This window comes from Streptomyces paromomycinus, assembly GCF_003865155.1.
Taxonomy (GTDB): Bacteria; Actinomycetota; Actinomycetes; order Streptomycetales; family Streptomycetaceae; genus Streptomyces; species Streptomyces chrestomyceticus.
The window spans coordinates 2,183,567-2,205,039 of record NZ_BHZD01000001.1 but is presented as its reverse complement, the minus strand read 5'-3'; the positions used below and the strand labels follow the sequence as shown (position 1 = coordinate 2,205,039).

Sequence of the window (21,473 nt, the reverse complement as noted above, 5' to 3'; positions counted from 1 at the left end):
GGCAAAGTTTCTGTGGAAGCGATGAGGAACGTTCATGGCGGGATGTGGGGGGAAGCCGGTTGTGAGTCTGCGGCAGATGGAATATCTGGTCACGGTTGTCGGGGAACGGTCCTTCACCCGGGCGGCCGAGCTGCTGCAGGTCACGCAGTCCGCGCTGTCCCACCAGATCAAGGCCCTGGAACGCGAGGTCGGCGGCCCGCTGCTGGAACGGATGCCGCGCGGCGCCGGGCTGACGCTCATGGGCCGCGCCTACTTTCCGCACGCCGAACTCGCCGTACGCAGCGCCGGCCAGGCCCGCCGGGCCGCGCTGGCGACGGCTGGGGACGAGAGCGGCGAGTTGCACCTCGCGACGGTGCACGCGCACGCCGTCGGCGTACTTCCGGAGATCTGCGCGCGCTGGGGCGCGAGTACAGCGGCGTGCGCCTCGTCCTGCACGGATATGCCACCGCCGAGGACCTGTTCGCCCACATGGAGCGCGGCGTCGCCGACCTGGCGGTCGGGCCGCGGGCCGAGAAGTGGCCGGGCCCGGTCTCGGTCGTGGGCGCGGAGGAGATGGTGGTGGTCCTGCCGCCCGGCGATCCGCTCGCCGGACGCGCCGCCGTCCGGATCGACGAAGTGGCCGACCAGCCGTGGGTACGCTGCGCGCTGGAACCGGTTCTCGCGGGCCGGCGGTGGCTGGACGTGGAGTGCGAACGGGCCGGCTTCACGCCCCGTACGACCGTTCGTGTGCAGCACACGTCCACGGCGTACGGATGGCCGCGGCGGGCGTGGGCGTCCTGATCACTGCCGCCCACGAGCTGACCGGCCTGGACTGCACCGTCGTCCGCACCGACCCACCGTGGCGCCGCGAGATCACGGCCTTCTCCCGGATGCCGGCGGCCGGGACGGCCGCGGGGTTCGTGACACTGCTCCGCGCTCAGCAGCAGGGCGCCCAGTACTGCTCAGCGGCCACCATCCACTCATCAACAAGCCGATACCGGCCGGTGAACGGCCCCGCGAACCCGCACGGCCAGAGCGGCCTTCGAGTGTGCGCGGCTGGAGTCCGACAGCAGGACTGTGGAGAAGGGGGCCACCTGCTCGGACAAGGCTCGTATTATGAGGGCGATATGACGAACCAGTCCTCGCGTCCTGCTGCCAGGACCGCACGGCAGGCGATCTCAAGGTGTTACGCGATTATTATGTCAGTGACCACTGGTCCGCTGACGATCCGGACTGGCTGAAGTCTCTCGTCTCGTCACTCGACCGCCACCACGGTGTCAGCGCCGTTCTGCCGCTGACCGTGATCGTAGAAGAGATTCTGGAGTGGCTGGAGCTCGCCAGTGGCGTCGACGCGTGGAAGAAGACCGCCAACCGAAAGGCGCTGCGGCTCGACCTCGACGAGTCCACCGGTGCGCTCGGCACCTCGCTACGAGCACACATCGCCGCACCACTCGCACAGTTCCAAGCCGCCTTCTCGCGACTCAGCAGTAGCCCCGCGGCGCTATTGGCGCAGCCACCGGGCACTCGTGTCGACACCATCTGGACCGATGTCACCGCGGCCGCGAAGGATCTCCTGGAAGCGCTCGGCGCGGACGAAGCCGTCCGCGCCGGCTGGGACGACCTCGTCGCCACAGCTCAGGACCGCACTCTGGAAGGCCGGGAGTACCGCCCGATCGCTGAACTGCTTTTCGATCAGATACGCAGGCGCGGTCTCAGTGCGGCCACGACATTCCGCGACATCGCCTCGGTAGTCGCGTTCGGTCGTGATCCCGGCGACGGTCCCATCGGCGAGAGAGACGTACCGCTGGAGGAGCGGATCGCGAGCGCCCGTGCCCTGGTCGGCACTGCGGCGAAAGTTGAGCCGATCGTGGTATGGCTCGGTTACCAGGGCCGGGCCTTCCCACGCCTCTCGGCTGGGCATGTGTCCTTCATGAGTGCCCACTGGGCAGTGCCCAATGCCAAGCCTGAGGGTCAGAACTTCGAGCACAAGGCAGAACTCTGGGAGCTGGTGCAGGACGGTCACCTCTTCCAGGTCGCCGAGCGGGTCGACGACGAGTCCGACGTCGACTTCCTGGTGCGAGTCGACCTCGGCACCACCACTGCAGCCGGTGCATCTGACCGTGCCGTTCGCATGGTGGACACTATTCTCAGCGTCTCGATTCACAACTCTGGCGGGGCCCGCCCACATCTTGTTCAGCATGGGGTCCTGTGCTCCGGCCAGGCCGGATCTGCCAGTTTCATGGCCTCCCGACGCGGGACGGGCATCCCCGACGATCACTACGGCGCAGGTATCACTGGAGAAGCGATCGAGAAGCACGGTCAGCGCATCGCCTCGGCGCTGGCTCGTGAAAAGCTTCCCCGATTCCTTGCGGCCGCGCTCGAAGTGCAGACCACCGCTGACCATCCTTTCAGCCGGGAGATGGCGTTGCGTCAACCTTCCGAAGCCGACATCAGCGGCGTGATTCCCCTCGCGGATCGCGTGGTGCAACACATCGCAGCGTATGCAGCCCTCGCCCCAGACACCTTGTTCGGCCTCCTCGGCGAGCGCTGGCCGCATGCCCGGTGGCTTACGGATGTGCGGCGAGCCGTTCATATGTGCTTGCTCCGCGGCGGAGACCAGCGCGAACTGCTCCACGAGCTGACGCGCGATTGGTTCGCGAAAAACCCGTCGCGCCCGTGGATTCTGTTCGTCGCCGAACGCTCTGGCGATCTGCTCTCGCTCTGCCGCATTGAGTCCGAGCGCGCCTGGATCAGGCGGATGTTCGCAAGCGTGAGCGACTATGCCGAGTACCGTTCTCTGATCGAGTACTACACCACCGAAGGTGTTGTGCTGGAGGCCCGCCGTCGGCGTCTTCGGAACGCTCTGGTGCACGGGAATCCAGCCAGCTTCGCGACTGTCGGGTCCGTGCGGGAGTACGCCGAGTTCCTGAGTGGCAGCGCGCTCAACCTTGGTCTTGAGTCCTATGTCAAAGGCACGCCACCCGCCACCGTGCTCACGCAGCGGACCGATGAGTTCACCGCCATGAACGCAGGACAGGATGCCGTCACTTACTGGCGAGCACAGCTCTCTTCCAGAGCTTCGATGAGTGTGGACTCGTCGCCGTAGGCAAAGGTTTCGGCGCACCGGCGCCGCCTGGTCGGCTGGGCGCTGACGGTGCGGAAGGCGGCGGTGTACCCGGCGGGGGACGGAGCCGATGGCGATCGCACCGGGGCAGCGCGGACCAAGGCCGTACAGCAAGGTCAGGAGGTGGCCGCACGGGAGACGGTTATCGCCGCATGTGGCCCACGGTCCGAAGTCGACTGCGCTGGTGCAGTCGATCACGGTCTTGCCCGCCAACGCCCCCGCGTCGGCTCCGGCAAGAGCGAGCACCGGGTCGAGCCCTTCCCACGCCACTGCCACGACCACGGCATCGCCTGCCCTGGCCACCTGCGCGGGACTCACTGCCTCGACCGCCTCGCCGAATCGCTCGGCGATCGCCCGGGCCTTGTCCGGTGAACGGCATCGGACGTGGACGCGGTGTCCACGGTGTGTCCGCGCCTCCGCCAGTGCCGAGGCCGGGACGCCGTTCGCCGCCGACTATGCGGTGCGCCTGGCCGCCGACCTGATCGCGCACACCTGGGATCCCGTGGCACTGATGGCGCTGCGAGTGGGCAGACGCCGCCGCATCGACCTTCTGAGCGGCATCGCGGGAGTCAGCTACAAGGTCCTGACCCAGACGCTTCGTCGGCTGTAGGCCAACGGCTTGATCATCCGGATCACCACGCCGGCCGACCGCTCCGTGGCGTACGGGCTGTCCGCGTTGGGCGGCAGCCTCGCCGACGGGCCGCTGACTGCCCTCGGCCGGTGGATGATCGATCACGCCGGGCAGGACCTTGCAGCTCAAGAGCACCACAGCACGGGCATCGGCAGCCGAGCGGCGGGCAGATAACAAGAGATCGTGCGGACCAATGTGCGGTTCGGTTCGGACGGCGGTTCGGGTGTCCGTTCCAGCGATGAGTCGTGGCCCTCCCTCAGCCCTCCGCAACCAGCAGCGCCACCGGATACCGCCCCAGCAGTTCCCGCAGGCACACCACGGGCCGGTGTACCTCCCGCCCGGTGAGCAGTTCGCGCCAGCGCGTACTCGTCGCCGTAGCCGTAGGGGTACCGGCGCTCGTGGCCGTGCCTGGGGACCTGCTCGGCAGCGTCAGTTCCGTGTCGCGCCAGCCGCCGTCCTCGGCCAGGCGGAGGGAGAGCCGGGTGGCCACCGTGACCACGCGTCCGGCTCGGGCGAAGGCCAGGCAGTGGCCGGCCGCGGTGCCGTCGGCGTGCAGGGGGGTGTAGGTTCCCTCGACGCCGAACCACTCCGGATGGGCCTTCCGCAGGCGCAGGGCCGTCGCGGTCAGCAGCAGTTTCTCGGCGGACAGGTCCTGCGGTTCCGTGCCGCCGTCGAGTTCGGTGAGCAGGTCGGCGCGGAGCCGGGGCGGGCGGCGGTTGTCGGGGTCGACCAGGGCGTTGTACTCGGTCTCGGTGCCCTGGTACAGGTCGGGTACGCCCGGCATGGTCAGGTGCAGCAGGGCCGCGCCGAGCACGTTGGCGCGGACGTACGGCGCGAGGTCGGCGGCCAGTTCGGTCAGTGAGGATGCCGCCGGGCCGCAGGGGCCGGCGCGCAGGAAGTCGCCCACCGCCTCCTCGTACCCGGCGTCCTGGTCCGTCCAGGACGTGTGCAGCCCCGCTTCGCGTACGGCCTTCAGCACCGACGGGATCAGCCGTTCGGCGGACGGCTTGCCGAGGCCGAAGGCGGTCTGCCAGGCCACCCACGCCAGGTGCTGGTCCGGCGGCTGCGGCCCCTCGCCCCCGGCCGGCCCGGCGGACACCCGGCGCAGCAGGTCCCGCCACCGGTCCGGGCATTCGGTCAGGACGGCGATCCGCGCCCGCACGTCGGCGCTGCGCTTGGTGTCGTGGGTGGAGAGCACCGTCGAGGTCAGCGGCCAGTCCCGCTGGACACGGGCGCAGTACGCGTGGAAGGTGTCCACGCCCACGGCCGGCGCTCCCGGGTCGGCGCCGACCTCGCAGGCCGACAGCAGCGGCACGTAACGGTAGAAGGCGGTGTCCTCCACGGACTTGGCGCGCAGCGCGGAGGAGGTCTGGGCGAACCGCGCGGCGAAGTCCGCGCAGTCCGGGCCGTTGCCGAGCAGACCCAGCGCCAGGTCACGCACCAGGTCCACCGCCAGCGCCTCCTCCGGCGCGCGGAAGACCGTGCGCGCCCGCGCGGCGGCCTCGGCCAGCATCGCCGCGTCCTGCTCGCCGCGCCGCGCGTCGCGCGCTCCGGCGCCGTCGGTGGCGTACGGGCGGTAGACGGGCAGCCGGACCAGCAGTTCACGGATGGCGGTGCGCAGCGCCCACGGCGCGTGGTCGCCCTGGTGGGACGCCCGGTCGCTGATCCGGCCCGCGGTGCGCACCAGCCGTTCGACCTCGGCCGCGAGGTCGTGGGTGACCACCTCGTAGGCGGCGCGGCGTACCGTTTCCTCCCAGTCGCCGCCCGCGTCCGCGAGCGGGGCGACGAAGTCGCGGTAGACGCTGAACAGGCGCCCGGAGCCGAGCGGGCAGACGAACAGGCCGTCGAGGTGGCGCAGCGCGTCGTAGCCGGTGGTGCCCGCGCACCGCCAGCCGCGCGGCAGTTGCTCCCGGCCGGTCAGGATCTTCTCGGTCACCGTCCAGCGGCCACCGGTGGCGGCGTGCAGCCGGGTGAGGTAGTCGCCGGGGGCGGCCAGGCCGTCCGGGTGGTCGATGCGCAGTCCGTCGACCACGCCTTCGCGCAGCAGCCGCAGGATCGTGGCGTGGGTCGCGTCGAAGACTTCCGGGTCCTCGACCCGTACGCCGATCAGTTCCGAGATGGTGAAGAACCGCCGGTAGTTGATCTCGCTGCGGGCCAGCCGCCACCAGGCGAGGCGGTACCACTGGGCGTCCAGCAGGCGGGGCAGCGGCAGCCGCTCGGTGCCGGGCCGGACGGGGAAGGCGTGGTCGTGATAGCGCAGTACGTCGCCGTCGACCCGGATGTTCCCCAGTTCGTCCCCCAGCCGTCCGCCCAGCACCGGCAGCAGCACCCGTCCGCCGTGCCCGCCGTCCCAGTCGATGTCGAACCAGCGGGCGTGCGGGGACGAGGGGCCGTCCCGCAGCACCGCCCACAGCGGCGCGTTGAGCGACTCCGGCGCCGGGACGGCCATGTGGTTGGGCACGGTGTCCACCACCAGCCGCAGTCCGTGCGCCGCGGCTGTCGCGGCCAGCGCGCGCAGGCCCTCCTCGCCGCCCAGCTCGGCCCGTACCACCGAGTGGTCCACCACGTCGTAGCCGTGCGTGGACCCGGGCACCGCTTCCAGCACGGGGGAGAGGTGGAGGTGGGAGACGCCCAGCGCGGCGAGGTACGGCACGGCCTTCTCGGCCGCGGCGAAGGGCAGGTCCGGCTGGAGCTGGAGCCGGTACGTGGCGGTGGGGGGCGCAGTGGCGGTGGCTGGCGCACTGGAATCGGCCGTCATGGGAACACCCGTACCCGCCGGACGGCTTGTTGTTTCACCGGTCCGGCCGCGAAGGGCGCGCCGGACGGGAGGCCGTCGGCCCCGGAACGGCCGGCACGGGGCGGGGTACCGCCGTACGGATGCATGCCCGGGACCTGCGCGACCTGACCGCCGCGGCACCGGGACACCCGTACTACGCCGTACGGCTGCCGGAACCGGTCGTACGGAACCGGCAGGATCCACTGCAATGGCGGAGCCGGGCGTACGGCCAGTGGCGTACCCGGACCGGACGCGGGTGCCGTGCGCCGTACACGCGCGGCCGCTCCGGCGGGGCCGGGGAGCCGTCGTACGCAGGCGGTCCCCCGGCCTCGCACGACCGGGCCGGGCCCCGGGACGCCTCAGGCAGGCCGCTGGAGCACCAGCATGCTGCGGCCGGGCAGCGTGAGCTGGTCGCCGGCCTGGGCCTTGAGGCCGCCGCCGTCGGCCACGACCTCCGGATGGGCGGTGTCCACGACCGCCTGCCACTGGCGGCCGTGGTCGACGGGCACGGTGAACTCCCGGTCGTCGCCGTGCGCATTGAACATCAGCAGGAAGGAGTCGTCGGTGATCCGCTCGCCGCGCGGTCCCGGCTCGGTGATCGCGCTGCCGTTGAGGAAGACCGTCAGCGACTTGGCGTGCGCGGCCTGCCAGTCGCGCTGCCGCATCTCCTCGCCCTCCGCGGTGAACCAGGCGATGTCGGACAGCTCGTCGTGGGTGCCCTCCATGGGCCGGCCGTGGAAGAAGCGGCGCCGGCGGAAGACCGGGTGGTCGCGCCGCAGCCACACCATCTGCCGGACGAAGGCCAGCATCTCCCGGTCCTCCTCGCGGACGGCGGCCTGCTCCTGCGGCTCTTGGATGTCCGTGTCGGAGATGTCGGCGGGGGCGTCGGCGGGGGCGTCGGCCGGGTTGCCGTCGGCCTCCGTGCCGGGGTCGGCGGTGGCGCCCGAGCCGTCCGCACTCGGTACGTTTTCAGCCGATCCCGATCCTGATCGCAATCCTGATCCTGATCCCAATCCTGATTCTGATGCCGATCCCGACCCCGTCTCCGACCCCGGCCACCGCACCCACGCCAGCTCATTGTCCTGGCAGTACGCGTTGTTGTTGCCGTCCTGGGTGCGCCCGAACTCGTCGCCGTGGCTGAGCATCGGCACGCCCTGCGACAGCAGCAGCGTGGCGATGAAGTTGCGCATCTGGCGGGCCCGCAGCTCCTGGACCACCGGGTCGTCGGTCGGTCCCTCGGTCCCGCAGTTCCAGGACCGGTTGAAGCTCTCGCCGTCCTGGTTGTCCTCGCCGTTGGCCTCGTTGTGCTTGTTGTCGTAGCTGACCAGGTCGCGCAGGGTGAAGCCGTCGTGGCAGGTGACGAAGTTGACGGAGGCCAGCGGGCGCCGCCCGTCACCCTGGTAGAGGTCGGAGGAGCCGGTCAGCCGGGAGCCGAATTCGGCGAGGGTGCGCGGTTCGCCGCGCCACAGGTCCCGTACGGTGTCGCGGAACTTGCCGTTCCACTCGGTCCACAGCGGCGGGAAGTTCCCCACCTGGTAGCCGCCCTCACCCACGTCCCACGGTTCGGCGATCAGCTTGACCTGACTGACCACCGGGTCCTGCTGCACCAGGTCGAAGAACGAGGACAGCCGGTCCACCTCGTGGAACTGCCGGGCCAGCGTTGCCGCCAGGTCGAAGCGGAACCCGTCCACCCGCATCTCCGTCACCCAGTAGCGCAGCGAGTCCATGATGAGCTGGAGGACGTGCGGGCTGCGCATCAGCAGCGAGTTGCCGGTACCGGTGGTGTCCATGTAGTAGCGGGGATCGTCGGCCAGCCGGTAGTAGGAGGCGTTGTCCAGGCCGCGGAAGGAGAGCGTCGGGCCGAGGTGGTTGCCCTCGGCGGTGTGGTTGTAGACGACGTCGAGGATGACTTCGATACCGGCCTCGTGCAGCGCCCGTACCGCCGACTTGAACTCCAGCACCTGCTGCCCGCGGTCGCCCCAGGACGCGTACGCGTTGTGCGGGGCGAAGAAGCCGATGGTGTTGTAGCCCCAGTAGTTCGCCAACCCGGCGTCCACCAGCCGGTGGTCGTGCACGAACTGGTGGACCGGCATCAGCTCCAGTGCCGTGACCCCCAGCTCGGTCAGATGCTCGATGACCGCGGGGTGCGCCAGCGCCGCGTAACTGCCGCGCAGGTCGTCCGGCAGGTCGGGGTGGAGCATGGTCAGGCCCTTGACGTGGGCCTCGTAGAGCACCGTCTCGTGGTAGTCGGTGCGGGGCGGGCGGTCGTCGCCCCAGTCGAAGTACGGGTTGATCACGACCGACGTCATCGTGTGCGGCGCCGAGTCGAGGTCGTTGCGGCTGTCCGGCTTGCCGAAGTGGTAGCCGTACACCGCCTCGTCCCAGTCGATGCTGCCGCTGACCGCCTTCGCGTACGGGTCCAGCAGCAGCTTGGCGGAGTTGTGCCGGTCACCGCGCTCCGGCTCGTACGGGCCGTGCACGCGGAAGCCGTACCGCTGCCCCGGCATGATCCCGGGGAGGTAGGCGTGCCGTACGAACGCGTCGGTCTCCCGCAGTTCGACGGCGGTCTCCGAGCCGTCGTCGTGCAGCAGTGACAGCTCGATGCGTTCCGCCGTCTCGGAGTACACCGCGAAGTTGGTGCCCGCACCGTCGTACGTGGCACCCAGGGGATACATCTGTCCCGGCCAGACCTGCATACGTCGACTCTTCCACTTCCTCGATGGGCGCCGCGAAGCCTTGAGGCATCACGGCGGTCATGCGTCGCCGTGTTCGTTTGCTGCGTACGGTGCTGCGATCGTCTCGTGTTCCAACCTGCCCAATACGGCTGGTTTTTCGCGCGATCTGCGCCGAAAGGCGGGCAACCCGCGGTGAAGTCGGATCGTCGTACAGGACGACCGATATGTGCTGAGCACCATGAGGCAGCAGGGGGGAACTGTGCGCAACTTGATGCACCGCCACCTGGGCAAGCTGGTGGCGGGCGCGGCCGCGGCGCTGGCGGGTACCGCCGTACTGGCCGCGGTGACCCTGCCAGGGGACGCGGGGGCGGCCGGCGGGGGGAGCCGGGCCGCGGCCGAAGGGCCGGGCGCAGGAACCGGCCAGGCGTCGCAGGTACGGCCGGGAGCGGTGGAACGCGCGCCGGAGGAGGGCAGCACGGGCGTCGGCCGGGACCCGCTCACGGACGACGAGGTCGCGCGGGCCCAGGCCCTCGCCACGCCCCGTACGTTCCGCGGCGCGACCGAGGACGTCAAGGGCCGAGCGGGCCCGGAGCGGCTGACCACCGGTCTGGCCGAGCTGGGCCCGGACGAGACCGGCCTCGCCGACCCGCCGCGCCGGGCGAACGTGTCGTTCTACGACTACCGGTCCGACGCGTACGTGACCAAGACCGTCAACCTGACGACCGGAAAGGTGGAGAAGACCGACAGCCGGCACGGGGTGCAGCCGCCGCCCAACCGGGCCGAGAGCGAGGCCGCGGCCGGGCTGCTGATCGCCGCGCCCGAGGGCGCGGGGCTGCGGGAGGACTACAAACACGCCACCGGCAAGGAGCTGACCGGTCCCGGCCAGCTGGCCGTGCGGGGCTTCGTCTACCGGGGAGAGGCGGAAGGACCGGCCCCGGCCGGGCTGCGCGCCTGTGGGGAGCACCGCTGCGTCCGGCTCTTCACCAAGGTGCGCGACGGCCAGTGGATCGACACCCGGCGCTATGTGGTCGACCTGAGCGCCCGCACGGTCGGCCGGCTCGGCTGAGCCGCCCGCGCGTGCCCCGGTACGGCGCCCCGGCCCGCCGCGGGCCGGCCGCCGGCCGGCGGCAACCGTGCAGCACCACGCACCCGCGTACTCCGAAGCTCGTGTCCCACTGCCGTACAGGAGCGTTTCCATGCACGCAAGACCCTTCCGCCGTGCCCGCGTCGGCCACGGCCGCGACCGTGTCCCTGCCCGTACCCACGTCCGTACCCACCGTGCACGGCTCCGGCGCGCCGCACTGCTCGCCGCGCCGCTGCTGCTCGGTACGGCCGCCCTGACGAGCGGACCGGCCGCCGCCCAGGCTGTTTCTCCGGCGTTCCCGGCGTCCCCGCCCGCGGCCACCGCCGCAGGGTGCAGTACCCCGTACAGCATCACGCAGACCCTCGAAGCCGGCACCACTTGGCGCATGTGCTGGCACTACGACGCCAACGCCGGGCTGGTTCTGGACAACGTCTCGTACCAGCCCAAGAGCGAGCCCCGCCCGATCCAGGTGCTGACCAGCGCGAACCTGGCGCAGATCCACGTCCCCTACGACGACGGCGGCAACGAGTACGACGACCTCACCGGCCAGAGCTTCGCCCAGGGGCTCCAGACGCTGGACCCGGGCGAGTGTCCCGGCGGCACCATCAAATCGGTCAAGGTGCCGGGCGCCTGGGACCCGGACCACCCCGACGTCAACGGACTGTGCGTCACCACCCGGGCCCGCGGGCACGCCTACCGCCTGGGCCGCTACCCCGGCGAGACCACCAAGATCCAGCAGCTCCAGGGCAAGGACCTGCTCGTCTACACGGTCAACAAGACCGGATGGTACGAGTACATCGTCGAGTGGCGCTTCTCCGCCGACGGCACGATCAACATGCAGGTCGGAGCGACCGGCACACTCTCACCCGCCGACTACGACGCGGGCGACGGGCGCGGCTGGCCGATCGGCAAGGGCGCCAAGGACTACGCCACCAGCCACAGCCACAACGTCTTCTGGCGGCTGAACTTCGGGCTGGACGGGTCGTCGGCCAACCGGGTCGAGCAGTTCGACTCGACGACCACCGCGCAGAGCGGCGCGCTGACCCCCAAGACGAAGACGGTCCGCACCCCGGTGGCCAAGGAACTGGCGGGGGACGCCGGGCCGACCCGCTGGTGGCGGGTGGTCAGCAACATCGGGCAGAACAAGGACGGTCATCCGCGGTCGTACGAGATCGTCCCCGGTCGGTCCAGCAAGTACACCGGACGCGCCTTCACCCGGCACGACGTGTACTTCACCGAGTACAACAAGTGTGAGCAGTTCGCCAGCAACAACCTGGCGAACTGCGGAGCCGGCGCGGGCACCAGCGTGGACCGGTGGGTCAACGGACAGCCGCTCCGCCACCCCGTCGCGTGGGTCAACATCGGGTACCACCACATCGCCCGGGACGAGGACCAGGAGCCCATGCCGGTGCACTGGCAGGGCTTCCAGCTCGCCCCCCGGGACGTCACCGCTATGAATCCGCTCACTCCGCCCGAGCTTTCCGGACACAACGGTCACGTCGAATAAGGGGAGTTGGCCGGGGACTCGATCCATCCTGCTGCACCGCCTCCCGGACCCGCAGTAGTCTGCCTTGATCGTTGGCACGGGGGTTCGGAAGGCGGTGCGCAGGTGAGCTCGGGCGGGCTGGAGTTGCCCCCTGGTGACGACGGCCAGGACGGCCAGGACAGTCACGAGGGACACGAGGGCGGCTCCGTCGACGCCCCGCCCGGGGCGGTGTCCCTGGCCCGGCCGATGGAGATCGGCGCGGAGCTGGACTGGGGCGCCGAGGCCTGGAGCGAGGTGCGCACCCGCGCCCGGCGGGCCGGGCGCGCCTACATCTGGCTGAACCTCGTCGAACAGCGGCTGCGGGCCGTCGTGGCGGCCGTGCTGCTGCCCGTCTACGAACCGGTGCACGGTGACGAATGGGTCATCGCCGCGGCCGGCCCCACCGGCCAGGAATGGGTCCAGCGGGCGGTCGCGGTCCGCGAGGTCAGCCGCCGCAAGGGTTATCTGCTCGACCCCGCCGACGACAACATCCTCAGCTTCCTGACCCTGCCGCAGCTGCGCGAGCTGATGGTCCAGCACTGGCCCTGCTTCGAGCCGTACTTCGACGACCGGCGGGAGGTGGAGCTGGCCCTCGACGAGCTGGAGGTGGCCCGCAACATCGTCTCCCGCAACCGCGCCCTGACCGGCACCGTCCTCGCCCAGGCGGAGAGGGCCTCCGCCCGGCTGCTGGAGATACTGGGCTCCGGTATCGGCACCCGCACCGCCGGGCGGCTGCCCATCGACGCCGTGGAGGACCTCGTCGGCGACCGGTACGCGGACGTCGTCGGCGTCCACACCGACCGGGTACGCCTCCAGCGGCAGCTGCCCGCCGAGGACCTCTTCGGCGGCGCCCGGCGCCTGGACGCCATCGGCATCGGCCTCAACCTCCTCGTGCAGAACTACTCCGGACGCCGCATGGTGCGCCTCGCGGAGTCCGGCTGCCGGGTCCGGCTCCTCTTCCTCAACCCCGCCAGCAGCGCGGTCCGCCGCCGCGAGCGGGAACTGGGTCTCAAGAAGGGCGAGATGAGCCGTTCCATCGAGATGAACATCCTGCACATGCGGCGGGTACGGGCCCGGCTGCACGACCCCGGCGCCTTCGAGATCCAGGTCTTCGACGAGACGCCCCGCTTCACCGCCTACCTGGTGGACGGCGACGGCCCGGACGGCGTGGCCGTCGTCCAGCCGTACCTCCGGCGCAGCCGGGGCATGGAGTCCCCGGTCCTCGTCCTGCGCGGCGGCGGCCGCGAGGTGCTGCGCCAGGACCCGGACCGGGACGACGACCACGGCCTCTTCGAGACGTACCGGGAAGAGTTCGAGAACGTGTGGGCGGACTCGCGGCCGGTGTCGTGAGGGCGGCCCGCCCGGGGCGTCCGGCCGCCGGGGAGCGGGCGGAGCCGAGGCGTTGTCAGTGTCGCGTGGGAGAGTAGGGGAACACGGGGGAAGCAACACCGAAGGAGGCCGTCATGGGCTGGCATCAAGGGCTGCTCGTCAGTTTCGACTTGGAGACCACCGGCACGGACGTGGAGCGGGACCGCATCGTCACCGCCGCGCTGATAAGGCTGGACGCGGACGGCCGGGAGGCCCTGCGGGACACCTGGCTGCTCGATCCCGGCGTGCCGGTGCCCGAGGAGGCGGCGGCCATACACGGGATGACGACCGCTCATGTGCGAGCGCACGGCCAGGCGGCGGCGGAGGGGGTCGAGCAGATAGCCACCGCGCTCGCCGCGGCGCTGGAGGCGGGTCTCCCGCTCGTGGTGATGAACGCGCGTTACGACCTCTCGCTGCTGGACCGCGAATGCCGGCGGTACGGCCTGCCGACCCTGGCCGAGCGGCTCGGCCGGCAGCCCGCCCCGGTCATCGACCCGTTGGTGCTGGACAAGCACGTGGACCGCTACCGCAAGGGCAAGCGGACCCTCCAGGCCCTCTGCCGGCACTACGGCGTCCCGCTGGAGTCGGCACACGAAGCGGGCGCGGACGCGGTGGCCGCGGCCGCTGTGGCGCGCCGGATCGGCGAGCGGCATCCGGAGGTGGCCGGGACGGCCCTCGCCGCGCTGCACGCCCTTCAGGAGGAGGCGGCTGCCGAGCAGGCAGCTTCGTTCCAGAAGTATCTGCGCCGCTCCGGTGACCCGGCGGCGATAGTCGAGGCGGCCTGGCCGCTCATTCCGTACCAGCGGACGCGGGAGCGCCCCGAGGAGCTGGAGCTCGATCTGTCCGGGCCGGGACAGGGGTAGGGGTAGGGGGCGGGGCCGGCCGTCAGAAGGGGTACCAGCGGACGGTGGTGTCGCCCTCGCGCAGGGAGGCGATGCGGCGGCGGAATTCGTTGAGGGCGGCGGGGTTGCCGGGAGCGTGCTGGGAGACCCAGGCACAGCTGGCCGTCTCCCGCGAGCCGCGCAGCACCGCGCAGCCCTCCCAGTCCCGGACGTCCCAGCCGTAGATCCGCACGAACGTGTCGTACGCCGCGGCGGGCAGGCCGTAGCGGTCCCGGCTGAGCGCCATCACCACGAGATCGTGTTCCCGCAGATCGGAGGAGAAGGTTTCGAGATCCACGAGCACCGGGCCCTCGGGGCCCACATGGACGTTACGGGTCAGCGCGTCACCGTGGACCGGGCCGCGCGGCAGATGCGGTTCCAGCGCGGTGGCGGCAGCGGCGAACGCGTCGCGGCGGCCCCGCAGGTAATCGGCGTCCCGCGCCGAGACCGCGTCGCCGGCCAGCCGCAGCCAGCGCTCCACACCGCCGAGCAGTTCCCGCCGGGGGAGGGCGAACGGCGGTTCCGGCAGCGTGTGCACCAGCCGCAGCAGGGCTGCCAGGTCGGCCGGTCCGGCGGGGCGTACGGGGTCGGGCAGCCGCTCCCAGAAGGTGACCGGGTGCCCGTTCACCAAGCGGGCCGCCGGCTCGGCCGCGCGCACGGCCGGTACGCCCTGATCCGCCAGCCACACGGCGACGCGCAGCTCCCGCTCGGCGCGCTCCAGCAGTTCGGCGCTGCGCCCGACCCGTACGACCGGGCCGTCGCCGCCGGTGGCGAAGACCGCGTTCTCGCCGAGCGAGAGCAGCCGGGCGTCGGCGGCGATGTCGGGCCGGCCTGCCGCGGCCAGGACGTCCCGGGCGTGCGCCTCCGTGAACGGAGTGGTGCTCGGTGCGGTCATCGGGGCGCCTCCTGCGGTGCGTGATCGGTATCAGTCTCGCAGGTCTGCGTGGACCCGGACTTCCGGTGGGGTGCTTGACTGCGTCGGGCGGCGTCACGACGATGACGGCGGCCGTCCGGCCCGTTCCGCCCGGGGACGCGCGGCCTGTTCGTGGTGGTCGCAGCCGTCCTGGGTGTACAGATGCGGGGAGTCGCGTTGGGTCGAGACGGTCCCGTACGGGGGCAGGCGCGTACGAGTACGAGAGGAGCGGGCGCGGGGCCGGTGCCGGGGGCTGGGGACCGGCCGGTGCCCAGGCGCGGTCATGGGCGCGGGCCCGGGAGCGAGCGCGGTCACGGGCACGGCACCTGGTTCCTGATCCTGCCCGCGCTGATCCCGATCCTGGTGCTGAGTGTGGGCCCGCTGCTGTACGGCATCGGGCTGGCGTTCACCGACGCGCAGTCGGGACGTACCCAGGCCACCCGGTGGGTCGGCCTGCTCAACTTCTCCGACCTGCTCCAGGACACCCTGTTCTGGGACTCGTTCCGGGTCGGGCTGGTGTGGGCGCTGGGCGTCACGGTCCCGCAGTTCTTCCTCGCCCTCGGGCTGGCGCTGCTGCTCGGCCAGGAGCTGCGGCTGCGCTGGCTGGCCCGCGCGCTGGCGATCATCCCGTGGGCGATGCCCGAGGTCGTGGTGGGCATCATGTGGCGGCTGGTCTACCACCCGGACGCGGGTGTGCTGAACGAGACGCTGCGCAGCTTCGGACTGGGCCCGGACGAGGGCCGGGACTGGCTGAGCGGCACGGCCACCGCCCTGCTCGCCGTGATCGTCGTGGGCGTCTGGGCGGGCATGCCGCAGACCACGGTGACCCTCCTCGCCGGGCTCCAGAACGTCCCCCGTGAACTGCACGAGGCCGCCGCGATGGACGGGGCCGGGGCCTGGCGCCGGTTCCGCACGGTCACCTGGCCCGCGATCAAGCCGGTCGCGCTGGCCGTCTCGGCGCTCAACTTCATCTGGAACTTCAACTCCTTCGCGCTGGTCTTCGTACTGACCGACGGCGGCCCGGGCGGCCGCACCCGGCTGCCGATGCTGTTCGCGTACGAGGAGGCGTTCCGGTACGGACAGTTCGGGTACGCCGCCGCGATGGGGCTGGCGATGGTCGCGCTGATCGCGGTCCTGCTGGCCGTCTACCTGTCACGGCGGCTGCGAGGCGAGGGGGAGGAGGAACAGTGACGGTGACCCGGAAGTCCTCGGCCGCAGGGTGCCGGCCGGCCACCCCGCGTGACCCGGCCACCCGGCGGAGCATCGGCCGGGCCGGGCAGTACCTCGCCCTCCTCTGCTACCTGGCCTTCCTCGCGTTCCCCTTCCTCTGGCTGGTCTCCACCGCCTTCAAGCCGCCCCGCGAACTGGGCAGCGTCCACCCCACCTGGATCCCCCGGGCGCCGACGCTGGACAACTTCCGTACCGCCTTCGACGAGCAGCCGCTGCTCCAGGCCGCCGGCAACAGCCTGCTCGCGGCCGCGGTCTCGGCGCTGGTGGCGATCGTCCTGGCGACGCCCATGGCGTACGTCCTCGCCCGCCGCCGCACCCGCTTCGCGCGGGCGGCGACCGGCTGGGTCGTGGTCAGCCAGGCGTTCCCGCTGGTCCTGGTGATCATCCCGCTCTTTCTCGTCCTGAAGGCCCTCCACCTGGTCGACGCCCGGGCCGGACTCGTCCTGGTGTACGTGGTGTGGTCGCTGCCGTTCGCGCTGTGGATGCTGACCGGCTACGTCCGGGCCGTACCGCCGGAGCTGGAGGAGGCCGCGGCGGTGGACGGCGCGGGCCGGCTGCGCATCCTGGTCTCGGTCACCGGACCGCTGCTGATGCCCGGCATCGTCGCCACCGGCCTGTTCGCCTTCATCACCGCATGGAACGAGTTCTTCTTCGCGCTCGTCCTGCTCAAATCACCGGAGAAGCAGACGATGCCGGTCGTCCTGACCCACTTCCTCGGGGCCGAGGGTGTCGCCGACCTCGGCCCGCTCGCCGCGGCGGCCCTGCTCGCCACGCTGCCCGGCCTGGTGCTCTTCGCCGTCATCCAGCGCCGGATCACCGGCGGCATGCTGGCCGGGGCGGTGAAGCACTGATGGCCGCTCCCGGCGGCCCGCGCCGCCGTACCGTGCTCGCCGCCGCCGCGGCGGTGCCCGCCGCTGCTCTGCTGTCCGGCTGTTCGGGCGGCGGAGGCCGTGGCGACGACCGGGGCGTGCTCCGCTTCCAGTCGCTGGCCTGGCAGAAGGAGTCCGTCGACGCCAACAAGCAACTGGTCGCGGAGTGGAACCGCCGGCATCCGGACATCCCCGTCCAGTACGTCCAGGGCGCCTGGCCCACCGTCCACGACCAGCTGCTCACCTCCTTCGAGGGCGGCGAGGCGCCGGACATCATCCACGACGCCTCCGACGACCTCGCCGACTTCGCCTACGGCGGCCACCTCGCCGACCTGACCGGCCTGCTGCCCCGGCGCCTCAAGGACGACATCCCGCGGCACAGCTGGGAGTCGGGCACCTTCGGCGGCCGGGTGTACGGCATCCCCTTCCTCCAGGAGCCCCGCGTCCTGATCGCCGACCGGGTGCGGCTGCGGCGTTCCGGCGTACGGGTGCCGACGGTGCGCGAGCCGTGGACGTGGGAGGAGTTCGGGGAGGTGGCGAAGGAGCTGACGGGCGGCGGGTACGGCGTCGCCTGGCCGCTGAAGGAGCCGGTGTCCGTCACCCTCAACCTGGCCCTGTCCACCGGCGGCCGGATCTTCCGGCGCCGCCCGGACGGCAAGGCCGAGGTACGGTTCGACGCCGCCGACCAGGTGGTGCCGCGCGCCGTCCACGACCAGGTTAACGTCGCCCGCAGCGCGGCCCGTACGACGCTGGGCATGGGCGGCGCCGACACGCTGCCCGGCTTCTTCGCCGGCCGGTACGCGATCCTGCCGCTCGGCTTCTCCTACCGCCAGCAGATCGTGCAGCAGGCCCCGAAGGAGTTCGAGTGGGTGGTGCTGCCCGCGCCCGGCGGCACCGGCGGCGGCGAACAGGGCGTCAGCCCGCAGACGCTGTCGATCGCGGCGGACTGTCCCCGTAAGGAGGAGGCGATGGCCTTCGTCGACTTCCTGCTGAGGCCGCCCAACATGGTGCGGCTCGCGCTCGGCGACTGGATGCTGCCGACCGGCCGGGAGGCGCTGAAGGCCCCGGAACTCCACACGGACCGCTACGGCTGGTCGACGGGGACCGCGCTGGCCGGTACCTTGCGCGCCGCCCCCGCGCAGTCGGTGCGGGGCTATCCGGAGTGGAAGGACAAGATCGCGACACCGGCCTTCCAGGAGTACTACAGCGGCGCCGTCGGCCTGGACGAACTGCGCGAGCGGCTGGTCCACGACGGCAATCTGGTGCTGGCGCGGTATCAGCGCTGAGGAGTCCGGCGGGCGTTCTGTGCCGGAATATCGGTGCATTGCCAACATTCCCAATAAGAGTGACGAGAAGTGGGCTTCGCGGGCGGGTGCCTTGTCGCCCGCTGTGCCGGGGGAATTGCGTTGCGTACAAGGCGGATTCGGCCGGGGGTCGGTCAGTGTTCGGCCGGGTATGTGGTCGCGAGTGAGTGATGCCACGCCTCGGAAGTGTTATGCCGAGGATTGCGGGAGCGTCGGCCGGGGATTGTTGATCTGTGAAGAAGTGCGGCGGTGGCGGGGGTGATCGCCCGACTGTTCCCCGTAGCGGCGGGTTTTTCCGCACTTCGCCACGCCACGCTCCGTACCGTCGGTAACTTCGATGCCCGTACCGCGCCTGACCTGCGTCATGTTGCCGCTTTGTGAACGGAGTTGACGTACCGTCGAGCAGCCCCGGCGTGTATTTGGCCCCTTCTGTGGCCGTTTGCAATTACGCAGGCTTGTTGCTTATCTCACAACGCCCGGTCGGCCTTGAATTGACCCCGTCAATCCGACAGGGTTTCGAGCCAGCCCGGCGGAGATCTTCTTGTCCGTCCGGGCTGTTGCGCAACGCTTTCCCCCCACACTTCCCGAACGAGGAGAACCCTCGAATGGCTCACGCTCACAAGCGTTCCAGCAAGAAGCGGCTCGTCACCGCGATAACCGCCGTGGTCGCCGCGACCGGTATCGCCACGGTCACCGCGGTCACCGCGGGCGCGTCGCCCGCCGAGGGCAAGATCTACGGCGCCGAGGCCAAGGGCGCCGTCAGCGGCAGCTACATCGTCATGCTGAAGAACCCTGAGAACACGGTGCGCAGCGCCGGGGTCCAGGCGGAGCAGAACAAGGATCTGGCCGGCAAGTACGGCGGCGAGGTCAAGCGGACCTACTCGGCCGCGCTGAACGGTTTCTCCGCCACCGGCCTCAGCGCCGAGGAGGCCCGTCGTCTGGCCGCCGACCCGGCCGTCGACAAGGTCGTGCAGAACAAGAAGTTCCACATCGACGGCACCCAGGAGAACCCGCCGTCGTGGGGCCTGGACCGCATCGACCAGGCCGACACCCAGGGCGACAAGAAGTACACCTACCCCGACAGCGCGGGTGAGGGCGTCACCGCGTACGTCATCGACACCGGTGTGCGCACCACGCACCAGGACTTCGAGGGCCGCGCCTCCTCCGGCTTCGACGCGGTCGACGGCGACAACGACGCCACCGACGGCAACGGCCACGGCACCCACGTCGCGGGCACCATCGCCGGCAAGGCGCACGGCGTCGCCAAGAAGGCCAAGATCGTGGCCGTCCGGGTGCTGGACGACCAGGGCTCCGGCTCCACCGAGCAGGTCGTCGCGGGCATCGACTGGGTGACCAAGAACCACAAGGGCCCCTCGGTGGCGAACATGTCGCTGGGCGGCGGCGCCGACGAGGCGCTGGACGCGGCGGTCCAGAAGGCGGTCGCCGCCGGCGTCACCTTCGCCGTGGCGGCGGGCAACGAGTCCACCGACGCGGGCCAGGGCTCCCCGGCGCGGGTCAAGGAGGCCATCACGGTCGCCTCCAGCACCGGCACCGACGAGCAGTCCGACTTCTCCAACTTCGGCAGCGCGGTGGACCTCTACGCGCCCGGTTCGGACATCACCTCGGCCTGGAACGACAGCGACCAGGGCACCAAGACCATCTCCGGTACGTCCATGGCCACCCCGCACGTCGCGGGTGCCGCCGCGGTCTACCTGAGCGGCCACCAGGACGCCAAGCCGGACGCGGTCGCCGCGGCGCTGACCGACGGCGCCACGCCCGACAAGATCAAGAACGCGAGCGAGGGCACGCCCAACAAGCTGCTGAAGGTCGGCGAGAAGTAACCGCACCGCCCGTTCGGCTCCGGACGCCGGCCGTCGCGCTCGCCCCCACGGGGCACGACGGCCGGCGTCGCGCTGTCCGGGGCCCCGGCAGGCGCACGGACCGGCTCAGCCGCAGTACCGCCGGGCCGTCGACTCCCGCTGCGGCGCCTCCAGCAGCCGCAGCCGGCTCTCCACCTCCCGCGGCAGCGGGCGCCGTTCCCGCAGCACCCACGGCAGACCGCCGGCGGCCTCGGCGAACGCCCTTACGGACACCGCGTCCCTGGGCACCGTCGAGGCGAGCACCCGCGTCCGGCGCACGGCGGCCGGCAGCGGCCTGCGCAGCCAGGTGAACCACAGGGTGTTGCGGATGCCCTGGCGCCGGCGCAGGGTCGCGTCGCGGTGCGGCGACGCCCGGTGGTGGACGGTGAGCCGGTCGGCGTACGCCAGCCACCAGCCGTCGGCCGCGAGGTCCGCGGCGAGCAGCTCCTCCTCGCCGCCCAGGACCAGCCGGGGCGAGAAGCCGCCCGCCGCCCGGAAGGCGTCGGCGCGCAGCACCGTGGCCGCCGCGAGGAACGAGCCGAGCGCCGGCCCCGGCAGCCACGAAGGGGCGGGCAGCGGGGAGTGCCGCAGCTCCTGGACGATCGGGTCCTCGACGGGCTCATCCGGGCCGGCGCCGGGCGCGGCGCCCGCCTCCGGGGCGTCCGGGTGCGGGTGGACCATGATGCGCGCGGTCACCGCGCCCAGCCGCCCGTACGCGTCCAGCAGGTCGGCCGCCCCGGCCAGGGCGCCGGGCTCCCACCACGAGTCGTCGTCGCAGAACGCGAGGTACGGCGTGGCCGCCACCCGCGCGGCCAGATTGCGGCCCACCGCCCCGGCGTTGTGCGCCAGCGGGATGAGCCGCGGCGCGAGGGGATGGCGGCGGACGGCGGACGCGGTGCCGTCCGTGGAACCGTTGTCCACCACGACGACGGGCGGCTTCTCCGGCAGTTCGGCGAGCCGGTCGAGGGTGTGCAGCAGATCGTCGCTGCGGTTGCGGGTGATGACGATGACGGTGGTGCGCGGATCGGTCACGGGAGGTTTCCTCGGGTCGGTGCGGTCATGCCTGGCACCGGGGTTCCGGCGCGGGGCGGCGGAGGGGGCGGCCGCGGGCCGGTGCGATGCGGATGCAACGGCGGGCCGGTGCGCTCGGGGTACTGCGTGGATCCCGCACACGGATCCCGCACACGGATCCCGCACGTGGATCCCGCACGTGGCCCCCGCACACGGATCCCGCACACGGATCCCGCACGTGGCC

General features: G+C 71.5%; 15 protein-coding genes and 2 pseudogenes. 12 read left to right on the top strand and 5 right to left on the bottom strand.

The features are described from left to right. Nucleotides 1-61: 61 nt before the first annotated feature. Together OEIGOIKO_RS43470 and OEIGOIKO_RS08860 are read left to right on the top strand one after the other, a co-directional pair. Nucleotides 62-917, top strand: a pseudogene (locus OEIGOIKO_RS43470) (LysR family transcriptional regulator); the annotation flags it as partial. 245 nt (nt 918-1,162) lie between these two features. Then, nucleotides 1,163-3,085 (top strand): hypothetical protein, encoded by a 1,923-nt coding sequence (locus tag OEIGOIKO_RS08860; RefSeq protein ID WP_125053484.1) that lies wholly within the window; start codon nt 1,163-1,165, stop codon nt 3,083-3,085. Nucleotides 3,086-3,346: 261 nt separating this feature from the next. Here the strand turns inward: OEIGOIKO_RS08860 and OEIGOIKO_RS43875 are convergent. Then, a pseudogene (locus tag OEIGOIKO_RS43875) lies at nt 3,347-3,526 on the bottom strand (NAD(P)-binding domain-containing protein); the annotation flags it as partial. Here OEIGOIKO_RS43875 and OEIGOIKO_RS43740 point away from each other — a divergent pair. Both OEIGOIKO_RS43740 and OEIGOIKO_RS43735 read left to right on the top strand, forming a co-directional pair. Further along, entirely contained in the window at nt 3,465-3,713 is a 249-nt protein-coding gene (locus OEIGOIKO_RS43740) for a winged helix-turn-helix transcriptional regulator (RefSeq protein ID WP_307721220.1), read from the top strand. The pseudogene OEIGOIKO_RS43875 and the gene OEIGOIKO_RS43740 overlap by 62 nt on opposite strands. 9 nt (nt 3,714-3,722) lie before the next feature. Then, a complete protein-coding gene (locus tag OEIGOIKO_RS43735) occupies nt 3,723-3,908 on the top strand; it encodes a hypothetical protein (protein WP_307721219.1) in 186 nt (61 codons plus the stop codon). An 82-nt stretch (nt 3,909-3,990) separates the two neighbouring features. Here the strand turns inward: OEIGOIKO_RS43735 and treY are convergent, their stop codons facing one another. Then, nucleotides 3,991-6,492, bottom strand: coding sequence for a malto-oligosyltrehalose synthase (gene treY, locus OEIGOIKO_RS08845; protein ID WP_125053482.1), 2,502 nt, complete (start codon nt 6,490-6,492; stop codon nt 3,991-3,993). A gap of 377 nt (nt 6,493-6,869) precedes the next feature. After that, on the bottom strand, nt 6,870-9,206 hold the full coding sequence (gene glgX, locus OEIGOIKO_RS08840; protein ID WP_125053480.1) for a glycogen debranching protein GlgX: 2,337 nt from the start codon (nt 9,204-9,206) through the stop codon (nt 6,870-6,872). A 238-nt stretch (nt 9,207-9,444) separates the two neighbouring features. On the opposite strand from glgX, the gene OEIGOIKO_RS08835 reads away from it, so the two are divergent. The 4 genes from OEIGOIKO_RS08835 (at nt 9,445) to OEIGOIKO_RS08820 (ending at nt 14,025) form a co-directional block, all read left to right on the top strand. Further along, nucleotides 9,445-10,251 carry a Tat pathway signal sequence domain protein gene (locus OEIGOIKO_RS08835; RefSeq protein ID WP_125053478.1) on the top strand — a complete coding sequence of 269 codons (807 nt, stop codon included), beginning with the start codon at nt 9,445-9,447 and terminating at the stop codon, nt 10,249-10,251. 130 nt (nt 10,252-10,381) lie between these two features. Beyond that, nucleotides 10,382-11,776: a copper amine oxidase gene (locus OEIGOIKO_RS08830; protein ID WP_246177278.1), complete on the top strand. Its 1,395-nt coding sequence runs from the start codon at nt 10,382-10,384 to the stop codon at nt 11,774-11,776. A gap of 102 nt (nt 11,777-11,878) precedes the next feature. Beyond that, a complete protein-coding gene (locus tag OEIGOIKO_RS08825) occupies nt 11,879-13,144 on the top strand; it encodes an SAV2148 family HEPN domain-containing protein (protein ID WP_125053475.1) in 1,266 nt (421 codons plus the stop codon). A gap of 113 nt (nt 13,145-13,257) precedes the next feature. Then, nucleotides 13,258-14,025, top strand: a complete 768-nt coding sequence (locus OEIGOIKO_RS08820; protein ID WP_125053473.1) for an exonuclease domain-containing protein — start codon at nt 13,258-13,260, stop codon at nt 14,023-14,025. Between the two features lie 22 nt (nt 14,026-14,047). On the opposite strand, the gene OEIGOIKO_RS08815 is transcribed toward OEIGOIKO_RS08820, so the two are convergent. Next, on the bottom strand, nt 14,048-14,938 hold the full coding sequence (locus OEIGOIKO_RS08815; RefSeq protein ID WP_125053471.1) for an aminoglycoside phosphotransferase family protein: 891 nt from the start codon (nt 14,936-14,938) through the stop codon (nt 14,048-14,050). 180 nt (nt 14,939-15,118) lie between these two features. Between OEIGOIKO_RS08815 and OEIGOIKO_RS08810 the strand changes: the two genes are divergently transcribed. The 4 genes from OEIGOIKO_RS08810 (at nt 15,119) to OEIGOIKO_RS08795 (ending at nt 20,200) form a co-directional block, all read left to right on the top strand. Further along, on the top strand, nt 15,119-16,147 hold the full coding sequence (locus OEIGOIKO_RS08810) for a carbohydrate ABC transporter permease (protein ID WP_371858901.1): 1,029 nt from the start codon (nt 15,119-15,121) through the stop codon (nt 16,145-16,147). A 71-nt stretch (nt 16,148-16,218) separates the two neighbouring features. Then, nucleotides 16,219-17,037: a carbohydrate ABC transporter permease gene (locus OEIGOIKO_RS08805; protein ID WP_125058590.1), complete on the top strand. Its 819-nt coding sequence runs from the start codon at nt 16,219-16,221 to the stop codon at nt 17,035-17,037. After that, the gene (locus OEIGOIKO_RS08800; protein ID WP_246177277.1) at nt 17,037-18,341 is read left to right on the top strand and encodes an ABC transporter substrate-binding protein; all 1,305 of its coding nucleotides are present in this window, start codon (nt 17,037-17,039) and stop codon (nt 18,339-18,341) included. Before OEIGOIKO_RS08805 ends, OEIGOIKO_RS08800 begins: the two co-directional genes overlap by 1 nt. Before the next feature lie 623 nt (nt 18,342-18,964). Then, a complete protein-coding gene (locus tag OEIGOIKO_RS08795; RefSeq protein WP_125053467.1) occupies nt 18,965-20,200 on the top strand; it encodes a S8 family peptidase in 1,236 nt (411 codons plus the stop codon). A 105-nt stretch (nt 20,201-20,305) separates the two neighbouring features. On the opposite strand, the gene OEIGOIKO_RS08790 is transcribed toward OEIGOIKO_RS08795, so the two are convergent. Then, nucleotides 20,306-21,250 carry a glycosyltransferase family 2 protein gene (locus OEIGOIKO_RS08790; RefSeq protein ID WP_125053465.1) on the bottom strand — a complete coding sequence of 315 codons (945 nt, stop codon included), beginning with the start codon at nt 21,248-21,250 and terminating at the stop codon, nt 20,306-20,308. Nucleotides 21,251-21,473 lie beyond the last annotated feature (223 nt).

Bases quoted from the DNA above. Each gene is read 5' to 3' on its own strand.
- OEIGOIKO_RS08830 (WP_246177278.1), top strand. From the start codon at position 10,382: ATGCACGCAAGACCCTTCCGCCGTGCCCGCGTCGGCCACGGCCGCGAC.
- OEIGOIKO_RS08800 (WP_246177277.1), top strand. From the start codon at position 17,037: ATGGCCGCTCCCGGCGGCCCGCGCCGCCGTACCGTGCTCGCCGCCGCC.
- glgX (WP_125053480.1), bottom strand. From the start codon at position 9,206: ATGCAGGTCTGGCCGGGACAGATGTATCCCCTGGGTGCCACGTACGAC.
- OEIGOIKO_RS08815 (WP_125053471.1), bottom strand. From the start codon at position 14,938: ATGACCGCACCGAGCACCACTCCGTTCACGGAGGCGCACGCCCGGGAC.
- treY (WP_125053482.1), bottom strand. From the start codon at position 6,492: ATGACGGCCGATTCCAGTGCGCCAGCCACCGCCACTGCGCCCCCCACC.
- OEIGOIKO_RS08810 (WP_371858901.1), top strand. From the start codon at position 15,119: ATGCGGGGAGTCGCGTTGGGTCGAGACGGTCCCGTACGGGGGCAGGCG.
- OEIGOIKO_RS08820 (WP_125053473.1), top strand. From the start codon at position 13,258: ATGGGCTGGCATCAAGGGCTGCTCGTCAGTTTCGACTTGGAGACCACC.
- OEIGOIKO_RS08795 (WP_125053467.1), top strand. From the start codon at position 18,965: ATGGCTCACGCTCACAAGCGTTCCAGCAAGAAGCGGCTCGTCACCGCG.